Annotated in this window: 18 protein-coding genes; 9 read left to right on the plus strand and 9 right to left on the minus strand. The window is 59.7% G+C overall.

Features of this window, described 5'->3' with window-relative positions; genetic code table 11:
* The first annotated feature begins 18 nt into the window (after positions 1-18).
* The 3 genes from secB to cysE all read left to right on the plus strand — a co-directional run bounded on the left by secB (position 19) and on the right by cysE (position 2434).
* The gene (gene secB, locus BHU62_RS18785; RefSeq protein WP_004931139.1) at positions 19-489 is read left to right on the plus strand and encodes a protein-export chaperone SecB; all 471 of its coding nucleotides are present in this window, start codon (positions 19-21) and stop codon (positions 487-489) included.
* Entirely contained in the window at positions 489-1508 is a 1020-nt protein-coding gene (gene gpsA, locus BHU62_RS18790) for an NAD(P)H-dependent glycerol-3-phosphate dehydrogenase (RefSeq protein ID WP_073533463.1), read from the plus strand. The genes secB and gpsA overlap by 1 nt, the downstream gene beginning before the upstream one ends.
* A gap of 104 nt (positions 1509-1612) precedes the next feature.
* Positions 1613-2434, plus strand: a complete 822-nt coding sequence (gene cysE, locus BHU62_RS18795; protein ID WP_073533465.1) for a serine O-acetyltransferase — start codon at positions 1613-1615, stop codon at positions 2432-2434.
* 61 nt (positions 2435-2495) lie between these two features.
* Here the strand turns inward: cysE and BHU62_RS18800 are convergent, their stop codons facing one another.
* From BHU62_RS18800 to cpxR, 5 genes are all read right to left on the minus strand, one after another.
* A complete protein-coding gene (locus BHU62_RS18800) occupies positions 2496-3167 on the minus strand; it encodes a DUF3313 domain-containing protein (protein WP_073533466.1) in 672 nt (223 codons plus the stop codon).
* 104 nt (positions 3168-3271) lie between these two features.
* On the minus strand, positions 3272-4045 hold the full coding sequence (locus BHU62_RS18805) for a CHAD domain-containing protein (RefSeq protein WP_073533468.1): 774 nt from the start codon (positions 4043-4045) through the stop codon (positions 3272-3274).
* Between the two features lie 61 nt (positions 4046-4106).
* Positions 4107-4580: a tRNA (uridine(34)/cytosine(34)/5-carboxymethylaminomethyluridine(34)-2'-O)-methyltransferase TrmL gene (gene trmL / locus BHU62_RS18810; protein ID WP_073533470.1), complete on the minus strand. Its 474-nt coding sequence runs from the start codon at positions 4578-4580 to the stop codon at positions 4107-4109.
* Between the two features lie 43 nt (positions 4581-4623).
* The gene (gene cpxA / locus BHU62_RS18815) at positions 4624-6018 is read right to left on the minus strand and encodes an envelope stress sensor histidine kinase CpxA (RefSeq protein ID WP_073533472.1); all 1395 of its coding nucleotides are present in this window, start codon (positions 6016-6018) and stop codon (positions 4624-4626) included.
* The gene (gene cpxR / locus BHU62_RS18820) at positions 6015-6713 is read right to left on the minus strand and encodes an envelope stress response regulator transcription factor CpxR (RefSeq protein ID WP_004931124.1); all 699 of its coding nucleotides are present in this window, start codon (positions 6711-6713) and stop codon (positions 6015-6017) included. The genes cpxA and cpxR overlap by 4 nt, the downstream gene beginning before the upstream one ends.
* A gap of 148 nt (positions 6714-6861) precedes the next feature.
* Between cpxR and cpxP the strand changes: the two genes are divergently transcribed.
* From cpxP to BHU62_RS18840, 4 genes are all read left to right on the plus strand, one after another.
* The gene (gene cpxP / locus BHU62_RS18825; RefSeq protein WP_004931122.1) at positions 6862-7341 is read left to right on the plus strand and encodes a cell-envelope stress modulator CpxP; all 480 of its coding nucleotides are present in this window, start codon (positions 6862-6864) and stop codon (positions 7339-7341) included.
* A 131-nt stretch (positions 7342-7472) separates the two neighbouring features.
* Positions 7473-8375, plus strand: a complete 903-nt coding sequence (fieF, locus tag BHU62_RS18830) for a CDF family cation-efflux transporter FieF (protein WP_073533474.1) — start codon at positions 7473-7475, stop codon at positions 8373-8375.
* Between the two features lie 231 nt (positions 8376-8606).
* Complete coding sequence (gene pfkA / locus BHU62_RS18835) at positions 8607-9569, plus strand: 6-phosphofructokinase (RefSeq protein ID WP_004931116.1); 963 nt, start codon at positions 8607-8609, stop codon at positions 9567-9569.
* Positions 9570-9753: 184 nt separating this feature from the next.
* A complete protein-coding gene (locus BHU62_RS18840; RefSeq protein ID WP_073533476.1) occupies positions 9754-10743 on the plus strand; it encodes a sulfate ABC transporter substrate-binding protein in 990 nt (329 codons plus the stop codon).
* A gap of 65 nt (positions 10744-10808) precedes the next feature.
* Here BHU62_RS18840 and tpiA read toward each other — a convergent pair whose 3' ends face one another.
* Complete coding sequence (tpiA, locus tag BHU62_RS18845; RefSeq protein WP_073533481.1) at positions 10809-11576, minus strand: triose-phosphate isomerase; 768 nt, start codon at positions 11574-11576, stop codon at positions 10809-10811.
* A 127-nt stretch (positions 11577-11703) separates the two neighbouring features.
* Positions 11704-12288 carry a DUF1454 family protein gene (locus tag BHU62_RS18850; RefSeq protein ID WP_073533484.1) on the minus strand — a complete coding sequence of 195 codons (585 nt, stop codon included), beginning with the start codon at positions 12286-12288 and terminating at the stop codon, positions 11704-11706.
* 199 nt (positions 12289-12487) lie between these two features.
* Between BHU62_RS18850 and BHU62_RS18855 the strand changes: the two genes are divergently transcribed.
* A complete protein-coding gene (locus BHU62_RS18855) occupies positions 12488-12907 on the plus strand; it encodes a DUF805 domain-containing protein (protein ID WP_073533487.1) in 420 nt (139 codons plus the stop codon).
* Between the two features lie 11 nt (positions 12908-12918).
* Here BHU62_RS18855 and fpr read toward each other — a convergent pair whose 3' ends face one another.
* Together fpr and BHU62_RS18865 are read right to left on the minus strand one after the other, a co-directional pair.
* Positions 12919-13665 (minus strand): ferredoxin--NADP(+) reductase, encoded by a 747-nt coding sequence (gene fpr / locus BHU62_RS18860; protein WP_073533491.1) that lies wholly within the window; start codon positions 13663-13665, stop codon positions 12919-12921.
* 3 nt (positions 13666-13668) lie between these two features.
* A complete protein-coding gene (locus tag BHU62_RS18865) occupies positions 13669-14280 on the minus strand; it encodes a helix-turn-helix transcriptional regulator (RefSeq protein WP_073533493.1) in 612 nt (203 codons plus the stop codon).
* A 297-nt stretch (positions 14281-14577) separates the two neighbouring features.
* On the opposite strand from BHU62_RS18865, the gene emrD reads away from it, so the two are divergent.
* Positions 14578-15573, plus strand: a 996-nt coding sequence (gene emrD, locus BHU62_RS18870) for a multidrug efflux MFS transporter EmrD (protein ID WP_073533510.1), incomplete at its 3' end; no start/stop codon positions are given.

Here is a 15573-nt window from a genome sequence, read left to right on the forward strand (position 1 = left end):
ACCAAGGGTATTACTCACATGTCAGAACAAAACAGCACCGAAATGGCTTTCCAGATCCAACGCATTTATACCAAGGACATCTCCTTCGAAGCGCCGAACGCGCCGCAGGTTTTCCAGCAGGAATGGCAGCCGGAAGTTAAACTTGATCTGGATACCGCGTCCAGCCAGCTGGCTGACGAAGTGTATGAAGTGGTACTGCGCGTAACCGTGACGGCGACCCTGGGCGAAGAGACTGCGTTCCTGTGCGAAGTGCAGCAGGCGGGCATCTTCTCGGTAGCAGGCATCGAAGGCACGCAGCTGGCGCATTGCCTGGGTGCATACTGCCCGAACATCCTGTTCCCGTATGCGCGCGAGTGCATCACCAGCCTGGTTTCCCGCGGCACATTCCCGCAGCTGAACCTGGCACCGGTCAACTTTGACGCGCTGTTCATGAACTATCTGCAGCAGCAGGCGGAAGGCGAAGGTGCCGCACCACATCAGGATGCCTGATGAACACCGTCAATGCTTCAATGACCGTAATCGGTGCCGGCTCGTACGGCACCGCATTGGCCATTACGCTGGCGCGTAACGGCCACACCGTAGTGCTGTGGGGGCATAACCCCGCGCAAATTCAAACGTTGCAGCAAGATCGCTGCAATCAGGCGTTTCTGCCCGACGTTCCTTTCCCCGATACGCTGCTGCTCGAAGCCGATTTGGCGCGTGCGCTGGCGGCCAGCCGCGACGTGCTGGTGGTGGTGCCGAGCCACGTGTTCGGCGACGTGCTGCGCCAGCTGAAGCCGCATCTGCGTCCGGACGCCCGCATCGTGTGGGCCACCAAAGGGCTGGAAGCGGAAACCGGCCGGCTGCTGCAGGACGTGGCGCGTGAAGCGTTGGGCGAGGCGATCCCGCTGGCGGTACTCTCCGGGCCGACGTTCGCCAAAGAGCTGGCCGCCGGCCTGCCGACGGCGATCGCGCTGGCGGCGACCGATGTGCAGTTCGCCGACGATCTGCAACAGCTGCTGCACTGCGGCAAGAGCTTCCGCGTCTACAGCAATCCCGACTTTATCGGCGTGCAGCTTGGTGGCGCGGTGAAGAACGTGATCGCCATCGGCGCCGGCATGTCCGACGGCATCGGTTTCGGTGCCAACGCTCGCACCGCGCTGATCACGCGCGGGTTGGCGGAAATGAGCCGTCTGGGTTCTGCACTGGGTGCCGATCCTTCGACGTTCATGGGCATGGCGGGGCTGGGGGATCTGGTGCTAACCTGCACGGACAACCAATCGCGCAACCGCCGCTTCGGCATTATGCTGGGGCAGGGCAAAGGCGTGCAGGAAGCGCAGGACAGCATCGGCCAGGTGGTCGAGGGCTATCGCAATACCAAAGAGGTGTTGGCGTTGGCGCAGCGTTACGGCGTGGAAATGCCGATCACCGAACAGATTTATCAGGTGCTTTATTGCCATAAGGACGCCCGCGAAGCGGCGCTGAGCCTGCTGGGGCGAGCCCGAAAGGACGAGAAACCCAGCGCGTGACTTAAAACGAAATGTCGGGGCAGCATGTTGACCCCGCAAATGACCTGGGCCGCCTCGCGCTACCGTGCGAAGCGGCCCGTTTGGCAAGGCAGAGGGGGAGTGTGATGTCGTCAGAGGAGTTGGAACAGGTCTGGAGCAGCATTAAATCAGAAGCGCGAGCACTGGCTGATTGTGAACCTATGCTGGCCAGCTTTTTCCATGCGACGTTGCTCAAGCATGAGAATCTGGGCAGCGCGCTCAGCTATATGTTGGCCAACAAGCTGGCGACGCCGATCATGCCCGCCATCGCGGTGCGCGAGGTGGTGGAAGAGGCCTACAAGTCCGACAACCAGATGATCGTCTCGGCGGCGCGCGATATTCTCGCGGTGCGGCTGCGTGACCCGGCGGTCGATAAATACTCCACGCCGCTGCTTTACCTGAAAGGGTTCCATGCGCTGCAGGCTTACCGCATCGGCCACTGGCTGTGGCAGCAAGGGCGGCAAGCGCTGGCGATCTACCTGCAAAATCAAATTTCCGTCGCTTTCGGCGTGGATATCCACCCGGCGGCGACCATCGGCTGCGGCATCATGCTCGACCACGCCACCGGCATCGTGATCGGTGAAACGGCGGTGGTGGAGAACAACGTCTCTATCCTGCAGTCGGTCACCTTGGGCGGTACCGGTAAAACCAGCGGCGACCGTCACCCGAAAATCCGCGAAGGAGTGATGATCGGCGCAGGCGCAAAAATTCTCGGCAATATCGAAGTGGGCAAAGGCGCGAAGATCGGCGCGGGCTCGGTGGTCTTGCAGGCGATACCGCCGCACACCACCGCCGCCGGGGTGCCGGCGCGCATCGTCGGGCGGCCGGAGAGCGATACGCCGTCGATGGAGATGAACCAATACTTCAACGGCACCAATCACGGTTTCGAGTACGGCGACGGCATTTGAGCGCCGTCGGCGGGTCCGTTCAGGGGGAGCTTCGGCTCCCCCTGTGCTTTTCAGGCGGCGGTCAGCCCTGTTTCGGGAAGTTGGTGATATCGGTGACGATGTCGTCGATCGCCGCCTTGACGTCATCCGCCGTCACCGGCGTACTGTCGTTGCTGACGGTTTTACCGTAGGCCTTGCGCACCACTTCCATGACCGTTTTCCCGGTATCCTGGTCGATCAGTTCGCCTTCGATATACAGCGTGGTGTTTTGCGTCCGATGCCCGGTGGCGGCCATGGTGCTGGCGACCACGGCGGCGACCGGCACCACCTCATAGAATTTCATGTCTTCGTTTTCGGCGGAAACGGCGGTAATGGCGAGCTTGGCCACCAGGACGCGCGAGCCCGCCGGGCTTGGCAGAATGGTAAAGCGGTTCTGCAGCGCGGCTTTAATCCGTTGGGTCGCGTAGGCCTTAATCTTGTTCAGCGTTGCTTGGCTGACGCGCGCCGTTGGTTTCTCCGTCGGGAAATAGACCACCGGTTGGAAATAGAGGCCGCGATAGTTGGATTCCTTGTAACTTGGATCTATCCAGCGCAGCGTTTTATGGCCGCTTGGCGAGGTGGTTTCCTGCAGTTTGCTGTAATCGGACAAGAACCCCGAATACTGTGTCGTTTGGGTGACTTTGGACGAACAGCCCGCCAGCAACAGGCCCGCTGCCAGAACCGCTATGGCAACGCTCAAGCGTTGTTTCTTCATATGGTTTCCTATGATGAGTGGTGATTATCCTTACAAAACATAGCGCATTATCTGCGCCGCAGCGGGTGTTTTCGGCACCGGGCGTGCCCTGCCGCGACCTTTTTTCAGGATCGTGACGCGCCGCCGGTTTTCGCCGCCAGCGCCGGTGATAAGGCGGCTAGCGTGGTTTCCGCTCTGGTCAGCGCCTGCCGTTGCTCAGATTGCCACAGCGGCAGCAGCGGCCAGAGATCCGGCTGGTGTTCGGCCTGCTGACACCAAACTTCCCGATCGTGCCAGTCGCCCAGGGCGCTTTGCGCCGCTTTCAGGCTCGCCGTCGCGCCGGGAGAGAGGGGGAGGCGTTGCGGATAGGCTTCGGCGGCGTAGCGCAGGCGTTTTACCAGCAGCCGCAGGCGGTGGCGATCGTAGCCGGTATCAGCCAGCGCTCGGCGTAATTGCTGCTGTTGGCGCTGCAGGCGTCGGCTCAGGCGGTGTTTGGCGGGGCGTCGGGCGGTGCGGCGAAAACGGCGTGGCCAGGCGTGCAACAGCGAGGGAAAATCGGCGAGCTGTGGGTTTGCGAGCAGTTGGCGGCAGCGGGCCTGCAGATTGCTCTGGCGCACGTTGGCCTGCCAAAACAAGCGATGGCGCGCCAGCTCGGCGATCAGCACTTCGAGATCGCGTAATGGCGTCGTCAGTTTGCCCAGCTCGGCGGCGGCCCGATCGAGCCGCGTTGCGCCGGGGCAGCCGCGCAGGGGGCGCAGCAGGCTGCGGATACGGCGCAGGCTGACGCGCAAATCGTGCAGCGCCTCGGCGTCTTGCGCTCGCTGCAGACGCAGCAGCGCCGCGTTCAGCGCCAGCTCGAGCCGGCGAAGTTGGGTGACGATATCCTCGATGAAAGCCATGTGCCGTTCCTGGAGAGATCATCGCAGCGATGACTCTTCCAGTATGGCGCGCCGTCGCGGATTACGCCTTGATCAGCGCCCCGGCGTAATCCAACTGCCGCCAGGCTTCGTAAACCACCACTGCCACGGCGTTCGACAGGTTCATGCTGCGGCTTTGCGCTTGCATCGGGATACGGATCTTTTGCTGTGCAGGCAATGCATCGAGAATATCGGCGGGCAATCCGCGCGTTTCCGGGCCGAACAGCAGGTAATCACCGGCCTGGTAACTGACGGCGCTGTGTGCCGGCGTGCCTTTGGTGGTGAGGGCAAACAGCCGCTGCGGGTTTTCGCTGGCGATAAAGGCGGCGTAATCGGCATGGCGGTGAACGCGGGTGAATTCATGGTAATCCAGCCCGGCGCGGCGCAGGCGTTTGTCATCCCAGGGGAAACCCAGCGGTTCGATCAGATGCAGGTTAAAGCCGGTGTTGGCGCACAGTCGGATGATGTTGCCGGTATTGGGTGGAATTTCGGGTTCAAATAAAACGATGTTCAGCATGTTGCAGGCCCCTCGTGAACGAGGGGCGCAGGATAGCAAACTCTTACTGTTCTGTCTTAGCCGATAGGCGTTGATGGTGCAGCGGTAGCCATAACATCAGCCGCAAGCCGCCGAGCGGGCTGTCTTCCGCCTTCACCCAGCCGCGGTGCTGGTTGACCGCCGCCTCGACGATCGCCAGGCCGAGGCCGGTGCCGCCGGACTCGCGGTCGCGCGCCTCATCAGTGCGGTAGAACGGACGGAAAATCTGTTCGCGATCTTCGGCGCTGACGCCGGGGCCGTCGTCGTCAACCTGAATGGTCACGCCCTGATTGTCGGCGCTGAACGCCACGGCGATGCGGGTATGCGAATAACGCAGGGCGTTGCGCACGATGTTTTCCAGCGCGCTGTCCAATGCGCTCGCGTTGCCGAACAGCGTCCACGGGCCGGGCGGCGCGGTGATCTCCAGCTGCTTGCCCATCTGTTCCGCTTCGAAACGGGCGTTGTCCAGCACGTCGGCCCACAGTTCGTTGGCTTTCAGCTGTTCACGCGCCAGTTCGCCTTTTTGCTGCCCGCGCGACAGTGCCAGCAAATCGTTGATCATCGAATCCAGCCGCTGTGCTTCGGTTTCGATGCGCGCCAGCTCGTGACCTTCGCCGTGGCGGCGACGCATCAGCGCGGTGGCCAGCTGTAGACGCGTCAGCGGCGTGCGCAGCTCGTGCGAGATGTCAGAGATCAGCCGTTGCTGCGCATTCATCATGCGCTCCAGCGCGCTGACCATCTGGTTGAAGCTGGCGCCGGTGGCCAGGAACTCCTGCGGGCCGGCCTCCAGTTCCGGATGCTGCTTCAGGTTGCCGCGCGCCACGTCATCGGCGGCGTTCTTCAGCTTGCGCGCCGGTTTCGCCAGGCTCCAGGCCAGCCATAACAGCAGCGGGGCGCTGATCAGCATGGTGACGATCAGCAGCAACAGCGGCCGGTCGAACATCAGGTTGATGAAATCGGATTGCGGGCTGTTGGCGGGGCGGATCAGGTACAGTTGATAGTTGTCTTCACCGTCGCGCACCGCAAACGGCCCGACCAGCTCGACGCGACCGTACTTTTTCTTCTTCGGATGATCCGAGTTGTCGGATTGGCCGATGAAGTTGCGCACGATCTGCATTTCGTTGCGTTGCGCGCCGATCACCCGGCCTTCGCTGGTGACCAGCAGCAGGCGTTGGCCCGGCGGCGCCCATTTGTCGATGGCGCGGAACAGGCGGCGCCACCACATCAGATCGTTGGCCGGATCGTTTTGCAACTCGGCCTCGACGTGCTGTTCCAGCATCAACCCTTGCCGTTGCTCGCTGTCGAGCAGCGAGGTCATTTGGCGAGAGTCGAGCTTGGGCACCATCAGCACCAGCATTAGCACCAGGGCTAACGTAAACCAGAAAATGGCGAAGATGCGTGCCGTCAAACTGTTGATCATGTTGCAGATACCATCAAATAACCGCGCCCGCGCAGGGTTTTGAACCACGGATGGCCATCTTTGCGATCCGGCAGCTTACGCCGCAGGTTGGAGATGTGCATGTCGATGGCGCGATCGAATGGGGTCAGGCGTTTGCCCAGCACTTCCTGGCTCAGCAGTTCGCGCGACACCACCTGGCCGAGATGCTGCGCCAGCAGATAAAGCAGGGTGAATTCGGTGCCGGTCAGATCCAGCACCTGGCCGTCGAAGCTGGCCTCCTGGCGGCCGGGGTTCAGCTGCAGGCCATCGACATCCAGCGTCGGGGCGCCGCTGTCGACCTGCTGTTGCTGCTCGCTCCAATTGGAACGGCGCAGAATGGCGCGAATGCGCGCGACCAGCTCGCGATCGTTGAACGGTTTCGGCAGGTAATCATCGGCGCCCAGTTCCAGGCCCAGCACGCGGTCCAGCTCGCTGCCGCGTGCGGTCAACATGATGACCGGCGTCTGGTGATGTTGGCGCAGTTCTTTCAGCGTATCGATGCCGTTTTTCTTCGGCATCATGATGTCGAGCAGCAGCAGATCGACGGAGCTGTCCAGCAGCGACAACGCCTGCTCGCCATCGTGTGCGACGACGATATTAAAACCTTCCATTTCAAGCAGTTCTTTTAACAGCGAGGTCAACTCGCGGTCGTCGTCAACTAACAGAATCTTGTTCATTGTGATTTACCTCCAGACGCAAAATACGTCATCAACTGTTGCCATTCCATGACTTTACGTAGTTTTACATGCACTGACGCAGGTTTTCAGGTGTGGCGGTACACTGCTCCTCGTTGATTCGCAAAGTGAGAAAGCTTGAGGAGTTGAAATGCGTAAGGTGACCGCATTAGTTATGGCATCACTGCTGGCAATTGGTTCTACCGCTGCCTTCGCTGCCGACACTATACCGGACACGGCCCAACCTCCCGGCAACGACGCGATGACCCGAATACCCGGCCAGCACCATATGTTCGACGGTGTCAGCCTCAGCGAACAGCAGCGCCAGCAAATGCGCGATTTGATGCGCCAGGCCCGGCACGATCTGCCTGGTGTCAATGTAGCTGAAATGGAAGCCATGCATAAACTGGTGACCGCAGAGAAATTTGATGAAGCCGCCGTGTACGCCCAGGCGGAAAAGATGGCCCAACAGCAGGTTAAGCGCCAGGTCGAAATGGCCCGGGTGCGCAACCAAATGTATAACCTGCTGACGCCAGAGCAAAAAAGTGTTTTAGACCAGAAACATCAGCAGCGTATGCAGCAGATGGAGCAACAAATTTCTGGTTTGCAACAAGCTTCTGCCCAGAAGTGAAGTACGACTGAGTAGTCCCCTGTTTTTCCTTGCCATAGACACCATCCCTGTCTTCCCCGCCATGATGGCGGGGTTTTTTTTATCCGACATTTCGCTATATTGAGCGGCACACCTTTCGACCGGGGGCCCTTATGGAACAGCGCTATGCACGCCTGGTGAAGTCCGCCGCGTTGGCCGCTACCGCGCTGGCGTCGGCGTTGTTGTTGATCAAAATCGTCGCCTGGTATCGCACCGGTTCGGTCAGCCTGCTGGCGGCGCTGGTGGATTCGCTGGTTGATATCGCTGCATCGCTGACCAACCTCCTGGTAGTGCGTTATTCGCTGCAGCCGGCCGATGCCGAGCACACCTTTGGCCACGGCAAAGCGGAGTCGCTGGCGGCGCTGGCGCAAAGCATGTTTATTTCCGGTTCCGCCCTGTTTCTATTCCTCACCGGCTTCCAGCATCTGTATGCGCCGCAAACGCTGCGCGATCCCGGCGTTGGGGTCGTCGTGACGGTGATCGCGCTGATCAGCACACTGATTCTGGTCACCTATCAACGTTGGGTGGTCAGAAAAACGCGCAGCCAGGCGGTGCGCGCAGATATGCTGCATTATCAGTCAGATGTCATGATGAATGGTGCTATTCTTATCGCTCTTGGGCTAAGCTGGTACGGCTTCAAGCGGGCGGATGCGTTGTTTGCGCTGGGCATCGGCGCTTATATCCTCTATAGCGCGCTGCGCATGGGTTACGAAGCGGTGCAGTCGCTGTTGGATCGGGCGTTGCCGGATGACGAGCGCCAGGCGATTATCGAGGTGGTTTCCTCCTGGCCTGGGGTGAAGGGCGCGCACGATCTGCGTACGCGCCAGTCGGGGCCGACGCGTTTCATTCAGCTGCATTTGGAGATGGATGACACGCTGCCACTGCGTGAGGCGCACCGGTTGGCGGATCAGGTGGAACAGGCGTTGCGGCACCGTTTTGCGGGGGCGGACGTTATCATTCATCTGGATCCGTGCTCCGTGGTGCCGCCGGGTAGGCAGGGGCAATGGGAGCTATAATCAGATCAAGGCACAGATCGAAGTATTATCATGAATATCTGAGTTAGCTCAGCGTGCCATGCGGTGTTTTTACCGTTATATTGCGTGACTTGAATCAATTCAGCTGGGTGTTTTTGATATAATATCCAGCAATAAGCCGTAAAGCTGGTTTTCTGCAGCCGGAGAGGTTTCAAGACGGTCGGCGGAGACAGAATTCTTAAGAAATTGCATCTACACAGTTCAGAGGTAGTCATGATCAAGAAAATCGGTGTACTGACGAGCGGCGGTGACTCGCCGGGTATGAACGCTGCTATCCGCGGCGTTGTGCGTTCTGCGCTTTCAGAAGGTCTGGAAGTTTTTGGTATTTACGATGGCTACCTTGGCTTGTACGAAGATCGCATGGAGCAACTGGACCGCTATAGCGTGTCCGACATGATCAACCGCGGCGGCACCTTCCTCGGCTCGGCCCGCTTCCCGGAGTTCAGGGATGAAAACGTGCGCGCCAAGGCGATTGAAAACCTGAAGAATCGCGGCATCGACGCGCTGGTGGTGATCGGCGGCGACGGTTCCTACATGGGCGCCAAACGCCTGACGGAAGAAGGCTTCCCGTGCATCGGCCTGCCGGGCACTATCGATAACGACGTTGCCGGCACCGACTACACCATCGGTTATTTCACCGCGCTGGAAACCGTGGTGGAAGCGATTGACCGCCTGCGCGACACCTCCTCTTCGCACCAGCGTATTTCCATCGTGGAAGTGATGGGCCGTTACTGCGGCGATCTGACGCTGGCGGCGGCGATTGCCGGCGGTTGCGAATTCATCGTGCTGCCTGAAATCGAATTCAATCGCGAAGATCTGGTATGCGAAATCAAGGCCGGTATCGCCAAGGGTAAAAAGCACGCCATCGTGGCGATCACCGAGCACATTTGCGACATCGATGAGCTGGCGCGCCATATCGAGCAGGAAACCAAACGTGAAACCCGCGCCACCGTGCTGGGCCATATCCAACGCGGCGGTTCGCCGGTTGCTTATGACCGCATCCTGGCCTCGCGCATGGGCGCTTATGCCATCGAACTGCTGCTGCAGGGCTACGGCGGCCGCTGCGTCGGCATTCAGAACGAAAAAATGGTGCACCACGACATCATCGACGCGATCGAAAACATGAAGCGTCCGTTCAAGGGCGATTGGCTGGAAACGGCGAAAAAGCTGTACTGATACGCCGCTCACCGCACGACAAAAGCCTCCGTTCGCGGGGGCTTTTTTATGCCTGTCTGCGACATATTCCAGAATCGTCTATCCCTAACTTTTTTATTCTTTAATTGCCGGTAAAGTTTCTGGCAGGCTCTGATGCTAAATCAACCGATTGAGGTTGCGCTTAATTTTCTGGGAGAGCCTGTCGATGCGTAAATGGGGTGTAGGTCTGACATTGGTGTTGTTGGCGTCCGGCGCCATGGCGAAGGATATTCAATTGCTGAACGTGTCATACGATCCGACGCGTGAGTTCTATCAGGCTTACAACACGGCATTCAGCAAGCATTATCAGGCGGAAACCGGCGACAAGGTGACGGTGCGTCAGTCACACGGCGGCTCCGGCAAACAGGCGACCTCGGTGATCAACGGCATCGAGGCCGATGTGGTGACGCTGGCGCTGGCCTATGACGTCGACGCCATTGCCGAACGTGGGCGCATCGAGAAAGACTGGATCAAACGCCTGCCGGACAATTCGGCGCCTTACACCTCGACCATCGTCTTCCTGGTGCGTAAAGGTAACCCGAAGCAAATTCACGACTGGCCCGATTTGATCAAACCGGGCGTGTCGGTGATTACCCCGAATCCGAAAACCTCCGGCGGCGCCCGCTGGAACTACCTGGCGGCCTGGGGCTACGCGTTGCACCATAACAACAACGATAAGGCCAAGGCGCAAGAATTCGTCAAAAACCTGTACAAGAACGTCGAAGTGCTGGATTCCGGCGCGCGCGGCTCGACCAATACCTTCGTTGAGCGCGGCATCGGCGATGTGCTGATCGCCTGGGAAAACGAAGCGCTGCTGGCGGAGAAAGAGCTGGGCAAAGACAAGTTCGAGATTATCACCCCGAGCGAATCGATCCTGGCCGAACCGACGGTGTCGGTGGTGGATAAGGTGGTCGATAAACGCGGTACCCGCGACGTGGCGAACGCCTACCTGAAGTATCTGTATTCGCCGGAAGGGCAGACCATCGCGGCGCAGCACTATTACCGTCCGCGCGATGCGGCGGTGGCGGCCAAGTTCGCCGGGCAGTTCCCGCAGCTGAAACTGTTCACCGTGGATGACACCTTTGGCGGCTGGACCGAAGCGCAAAAGGTGCACTTCGCCACCGGCGGCGTGTTCGACGAGATAAGCAAACGTTAATGCCGGTTGAGCGGCAATAAAAAACCCCGGTAAGCCGGGGTTTTTTTATCGAGAGCCTAAGGTAATCAGGCTTTCTTCGCTGCGGCAGCGGCTTTGACGATCACGGCGAAAGCGTCGGCTTTCAGCGATGCGCCGCCAACCAGCGCACCGTCGATGTCCGGCTGAGCGAACAACTCTGCGGCGTTTTTGTCGTTCACCGAACCGCCGTACTGGATGATGACTTCAGCCGCAACCGCCGCATCGTGCTTGGCGATGTGGTCACGGATAAATTTGTGCACGGCCTGCGCCTGCGCAGGAGTGGCGGATTTGCCGGTGCCGATGGCCCAGACCGGCTCATAAGCGATCACGGTGCCTTTCATTGCCGGTGCGCCCAGCGTTTTCAGCACGGCGTCGATCTGGCGTGCGCACACTTCTTCGGTTTTGCCCGCTTCGTTTTCCGCTTCGGTTTCACCGATGCACAGCACCGGGATCAGACCGGCTTCTTTCAACACGGCGAATTTCTCGGCGATCGCTTCGTCGCTTTCTTTGTGGTAGGTACGACGCTCGGAGTGGCCGATGATGATGTACTGGGCACCGACGTCTTTCAGCATGTTGGCGGAAACTTCACCGGTGAAGGCACCGGACAGGTTAACGTCCACGTTCTGCGCGCCCAGCGCGATGCGGCTGCCGGCCAGCGCATGCTTGGCCTGATCCAGATACATCACCGGCGGGGCGATGGCAACGCCACAGCCGTCAACGCTGCTCAGCTCATTGCGCAGGCCGGCGATCAGTTCGTTGACCATGTGGGTGCTGCCGTTGAGCTTCCAGTTACCCATAACTAATGGATGACGCATGTTTTTTCCTCCAACTAGGGAACGCGAGAGTCGAAATGACAACTGCCGGACCGGCAGTTTACCTGCCCAACAGTATAGAGATCATTAAGCGCGAAGGCTTTGCTTTTCGTCATTAAATGCCGCGCCGTTACGGCTCGGAAAGCGCCAGCTTAATCGGTTCAACTGCGAAGGTGACGCCTTTATCGCCGTTGTCCGACACCACGTAGCGAATGGCGCCAACCTGCCGTTGGTAAAAGCGCGAACCTTTGCCCTTTTCCAGCAGGGCGTTCACCTTGCTTTGGCTCTGTTCCAGCGTCAACGCCGGTTCGAACTGGCGCATCAGCGCCGCCATGTAGTTGATGGCGATGGCGCGCGCGGCTTTTTCTTCATTGGCCTGTTGCAGCGGCAGGTGGGTGATCTGCAACGTTTTGATTTTGCCTGTGCCTTTCTCCAGCGCGGTGGAGGCGTACAGGTTTTCGTTGAGTTTGCTGGCGGCGCGCGTCAGCAGCGGTGGATCGTCTTCGGTGGCGGGAATGGCGCGGAATTCGCCAATCGGCAGCTTCGGGTTGTCGCGATTGTATTTTTCGCGGAATTTGACCACCGTCAGATCGAACGTCGGCGCCCCGGCCAGCAGGTAAGGAGCGGCGGGCGTCGCATCGGCGGCCGGCGGATCGGCCCAGGCGCTGGCGGCAGCCTGCAGCAGGCAGGCGATGACGAGGGTTTTTCTCAGCATGGCGTATGGCATCAAGGGCAAAGATGGCTCCGATTAAAGCGATAACCCGCGGGCCTTGTCAAAGATCCCACGTCATTATCGGTTCGCTGACGAGAAAGCTGTGCGGCGCGCCGCGTTATGCAAGGCGGAAAACTCGGCCAGGCAGCGCCTATGTTACACTGCGGCGCAGAATATGGGCAGGCTTAGAGCGCAGGAATCGATGACGTTACAACAGTGGTGTTTTTCTTTTAAGGGCCGCATCGGGCGGCGCGACTTCTGGATCTGGATGGGGCTGTGGCTGACGCTGATGGCGGTGGCGTTTACGCTGGCCAATTACCAACTGGTCGCCATTCAATCCATCGCTTTCTTTATCGTCGCGCTGCTGTGGCCGACGGCGGCGGTGCTGGTCAAGCGCCTCCACGATCGCAACAAGGCCGGCTGGTGGGCGCTGTTGCTGATCCTGGCGTGGATGCTGGCGGCGGGGAACTGGCAGATGCTGGCGCCGCTCTGGCAATGGGGCGTCGGGCGTTTCATTCCGACGCTGATTATCGTGATGATGATGATCGATCTGGGTGCCTTCGTCGGCACGCCGGGGGATAACCGTTTCGGCCCGGAAGCCGAACCGGTGAAGTTCCGCTGATTCCCGCCGGGTTACCAGTAGTGTTCGCTGGTCATGTGGCCCGGTTTGCGGCGCAGGTGCTTGCGCATCTGGCGGTGGTCTTTCAACGTTTGCTGGGTGTCCCGCACCATTTGCGGGTTGCCGCACAGCATCACGTGGCTGGTTTCGGCGTCGATGGTCAATCCTATCGCTGCCTCCAGCCGGCCGTCTTCGATCAGCGCCGGCACGCGGCCGGTCAGTGAATCGGGCGCCTCTTCGCGGCTGACGACGGTCTGGATGCGCAGCTTACCGTTGTAGCGCTGCTGCAGTTGCTGCATCAGCGGCAGATAACTCAGATCGCGCGCAAAGCGCGCTGCGTGCACCAGCACCAGGTTTTTAAAGCGCTCCAGGCCGGCGCCCTGCTGTAGGATCGACAGATACGGGCCGATGGCGGTGCCGGTCGCCAGCATCCACAGCGTGTCGCAGTCGGGCACTTCATCCAGCACGAAGAAGCCGGCGGCGTCTTTGGTCACCATCACGTCCGATCCCGGCTGCAGCTGGTTGAGGCGCGGGCTCAGTTTGCCTTCCGGCACGGTCACCAGGTAGAACTCCAGGTTGGCGTCGTCGGGTGCATTGACGTAAGAATAGGCGCGCTGCACCCGTTCACCGTCGATCTCCAGCGCCAGCTTGGCGAATTGCCCGGCGGTGAAGGGATCGATGGGGGCATTGACCACCAGGCTAAACAGCCCGTCGGTCCATTGTTTTACCTGTGTAACCTTACCGTTAACCCATTCAGCCATACTCTAAAGCTCCCGTGGTCGGATCAAATAAGCACAATGTCGTGAGCCGGAAATGGCGTGCGCGGTGCGTTCTATGCAGTAATCATTGCCAAACAGGCGGTGAAACAGCTGCAGCTCCGAATTGCACAGGCTGCTGCAGCTGGAACCGGCCACGCCGATCGGGCAGTGGTTTTCCACCAGCAGCGCGCCGTGCGGATGGTCGAGCAATTCGGCCATATAACCGTCGTGTTGCCGCAGGCGCACCAGGCGGGCCAGGCGGCCCTGATGGCTGCGCTCGGCGGAAAGCTCTTCGGCATAGCGCAGATAAAGCTGCTCTTCGCGCGCGCTGAGCAACGGCCCCACGCCGGCGCCGCCGAACAGCTGCAGAGCGGATTCCCGCAGCCGATCCTGATCGTCGGCCGCATAGGCGTGCCCTCGTTCGGTCAGCGACCAGTAGCGGGTTGGGCGGCCGACCTTGCTGCGCGCTTCCTCGTAACAAACCAACTCACGTTTTTCCAGGGATTGCAGATGTTGTCGGATGCCCATCGGCGTGATGTCCAGACGCTCCGCCAGCATTTTGGCCGAGTGCGGGCCGAGAGCCTTTAACTGCAATAAAATCAGCTCGGGTGTCTTCATGAACCAAATCCCTATGGTGTTATTTTATTTCAAGTTGATGAAAATAATTATCGATTAAATGCTAAAGCGCGGCTACTGCAAGGGCGCTATTTTTAACTCCAAAGCGTTACACGTACAGTTTAATTTACGAGCCTGGTCGGGTTTGCTGCCAGTGTGACCTGGATCAATATCTGCCTGAAACTCGCTAAAAAAATCAGATTTGATTAGTTTATGCCGCCATAGAGGGCTGCTCGCCGTTCTGGCTGCTGCAACGGCCATTCCGGGACGCTGTGACGAGTTGAAACGTTAACGAAGATAATGAGAAAACTAGAGAATTTTCACCTGCTGGTGATGCTTGTCCTGTTGGTCGCCGTCGGCCAGATGGCACAAACCATTTATGTTCCCGTCATTGCTGATATCGCCCACGATCTGTCGGTTCATTCCGGCGCCGTGCAACGGGTGATGGCGGCATATCTGCTGACCTACGGCTTCTCCCAGCTGATTTACGGGCCGATATCGGACCGTATCGGCCGTCGCCCGGTGATCCTGACCGGCATGATGATTTTCCTGTTCGGCGCACTGGGCGCGCTGCTGTCCACCAATTTGACGATGTTGGTGGCCGCCAGCGCCGTTCAGGGCATGGGCACCGGCGTGGCGGGCGTGATGGCGCGCACCATGCCGCGCGATCTGTATGCCGGTACCGCGTTGCGCTACGCCAACAGCCTGTTGAACATGGGGATTTTGGTCAGCCCGCTGCTGGCGCCGGTGATTGGCGGCGCATTGGCAATGGTGTTTGGCTGGCGCGCCTGTTACGCCTTCCTGTTGGCGCTGTGCGCTTGTGTCGCTTTCGCCATGTTCCGCTGGCTGCCGGAGACCCGTCCGGTACAGACGGAGAAACGCCGTATGTTGGCCAGTTTCCGCCAACTGTTGGGAGACAGCACTTTCAGCTGTTACCTGGTGATGCTGATCGGCGCACTGGCGGGGATTGCGGTATTCGAAGCCAGCTGCGGCGTGTTGATGGGCGGCGTGTTGGGGTTGAGCGGTCTGACCGTCAGTATTCTGTTCATACTGCCGATCCCGGCGGCGTTTTTCGGCGCCTGGTACGCCGGGCGCGACGGCAAAACCTTCCACACCCTGATGTGGCATTCGGTGATTAGCTGCCTGCTGGCGGGGGCAATGATGTGGATCCCGGGTTGGTTCGGCGTGATGAACATCTGGACGCTGATCGTGCCGGCCGCGCTGTTCTTCTTCGGCGCCGGCATGCTGTTCCCGCTGGCCACCACCGGGGCGATGGAGCCGTTCCCTTACCTGGCC

It is taken from the genome of Serratia marcescens, from assembly GCF_001902635.1.
In the GTDB taxonomy this organism is placed as follows: domain Bacteria; phylum Pseudomonadota; class Gammaproteobacteria; order Enterobacterales; family Enterobacteriaceae; genus Serratia; species Serratia marcescens_F.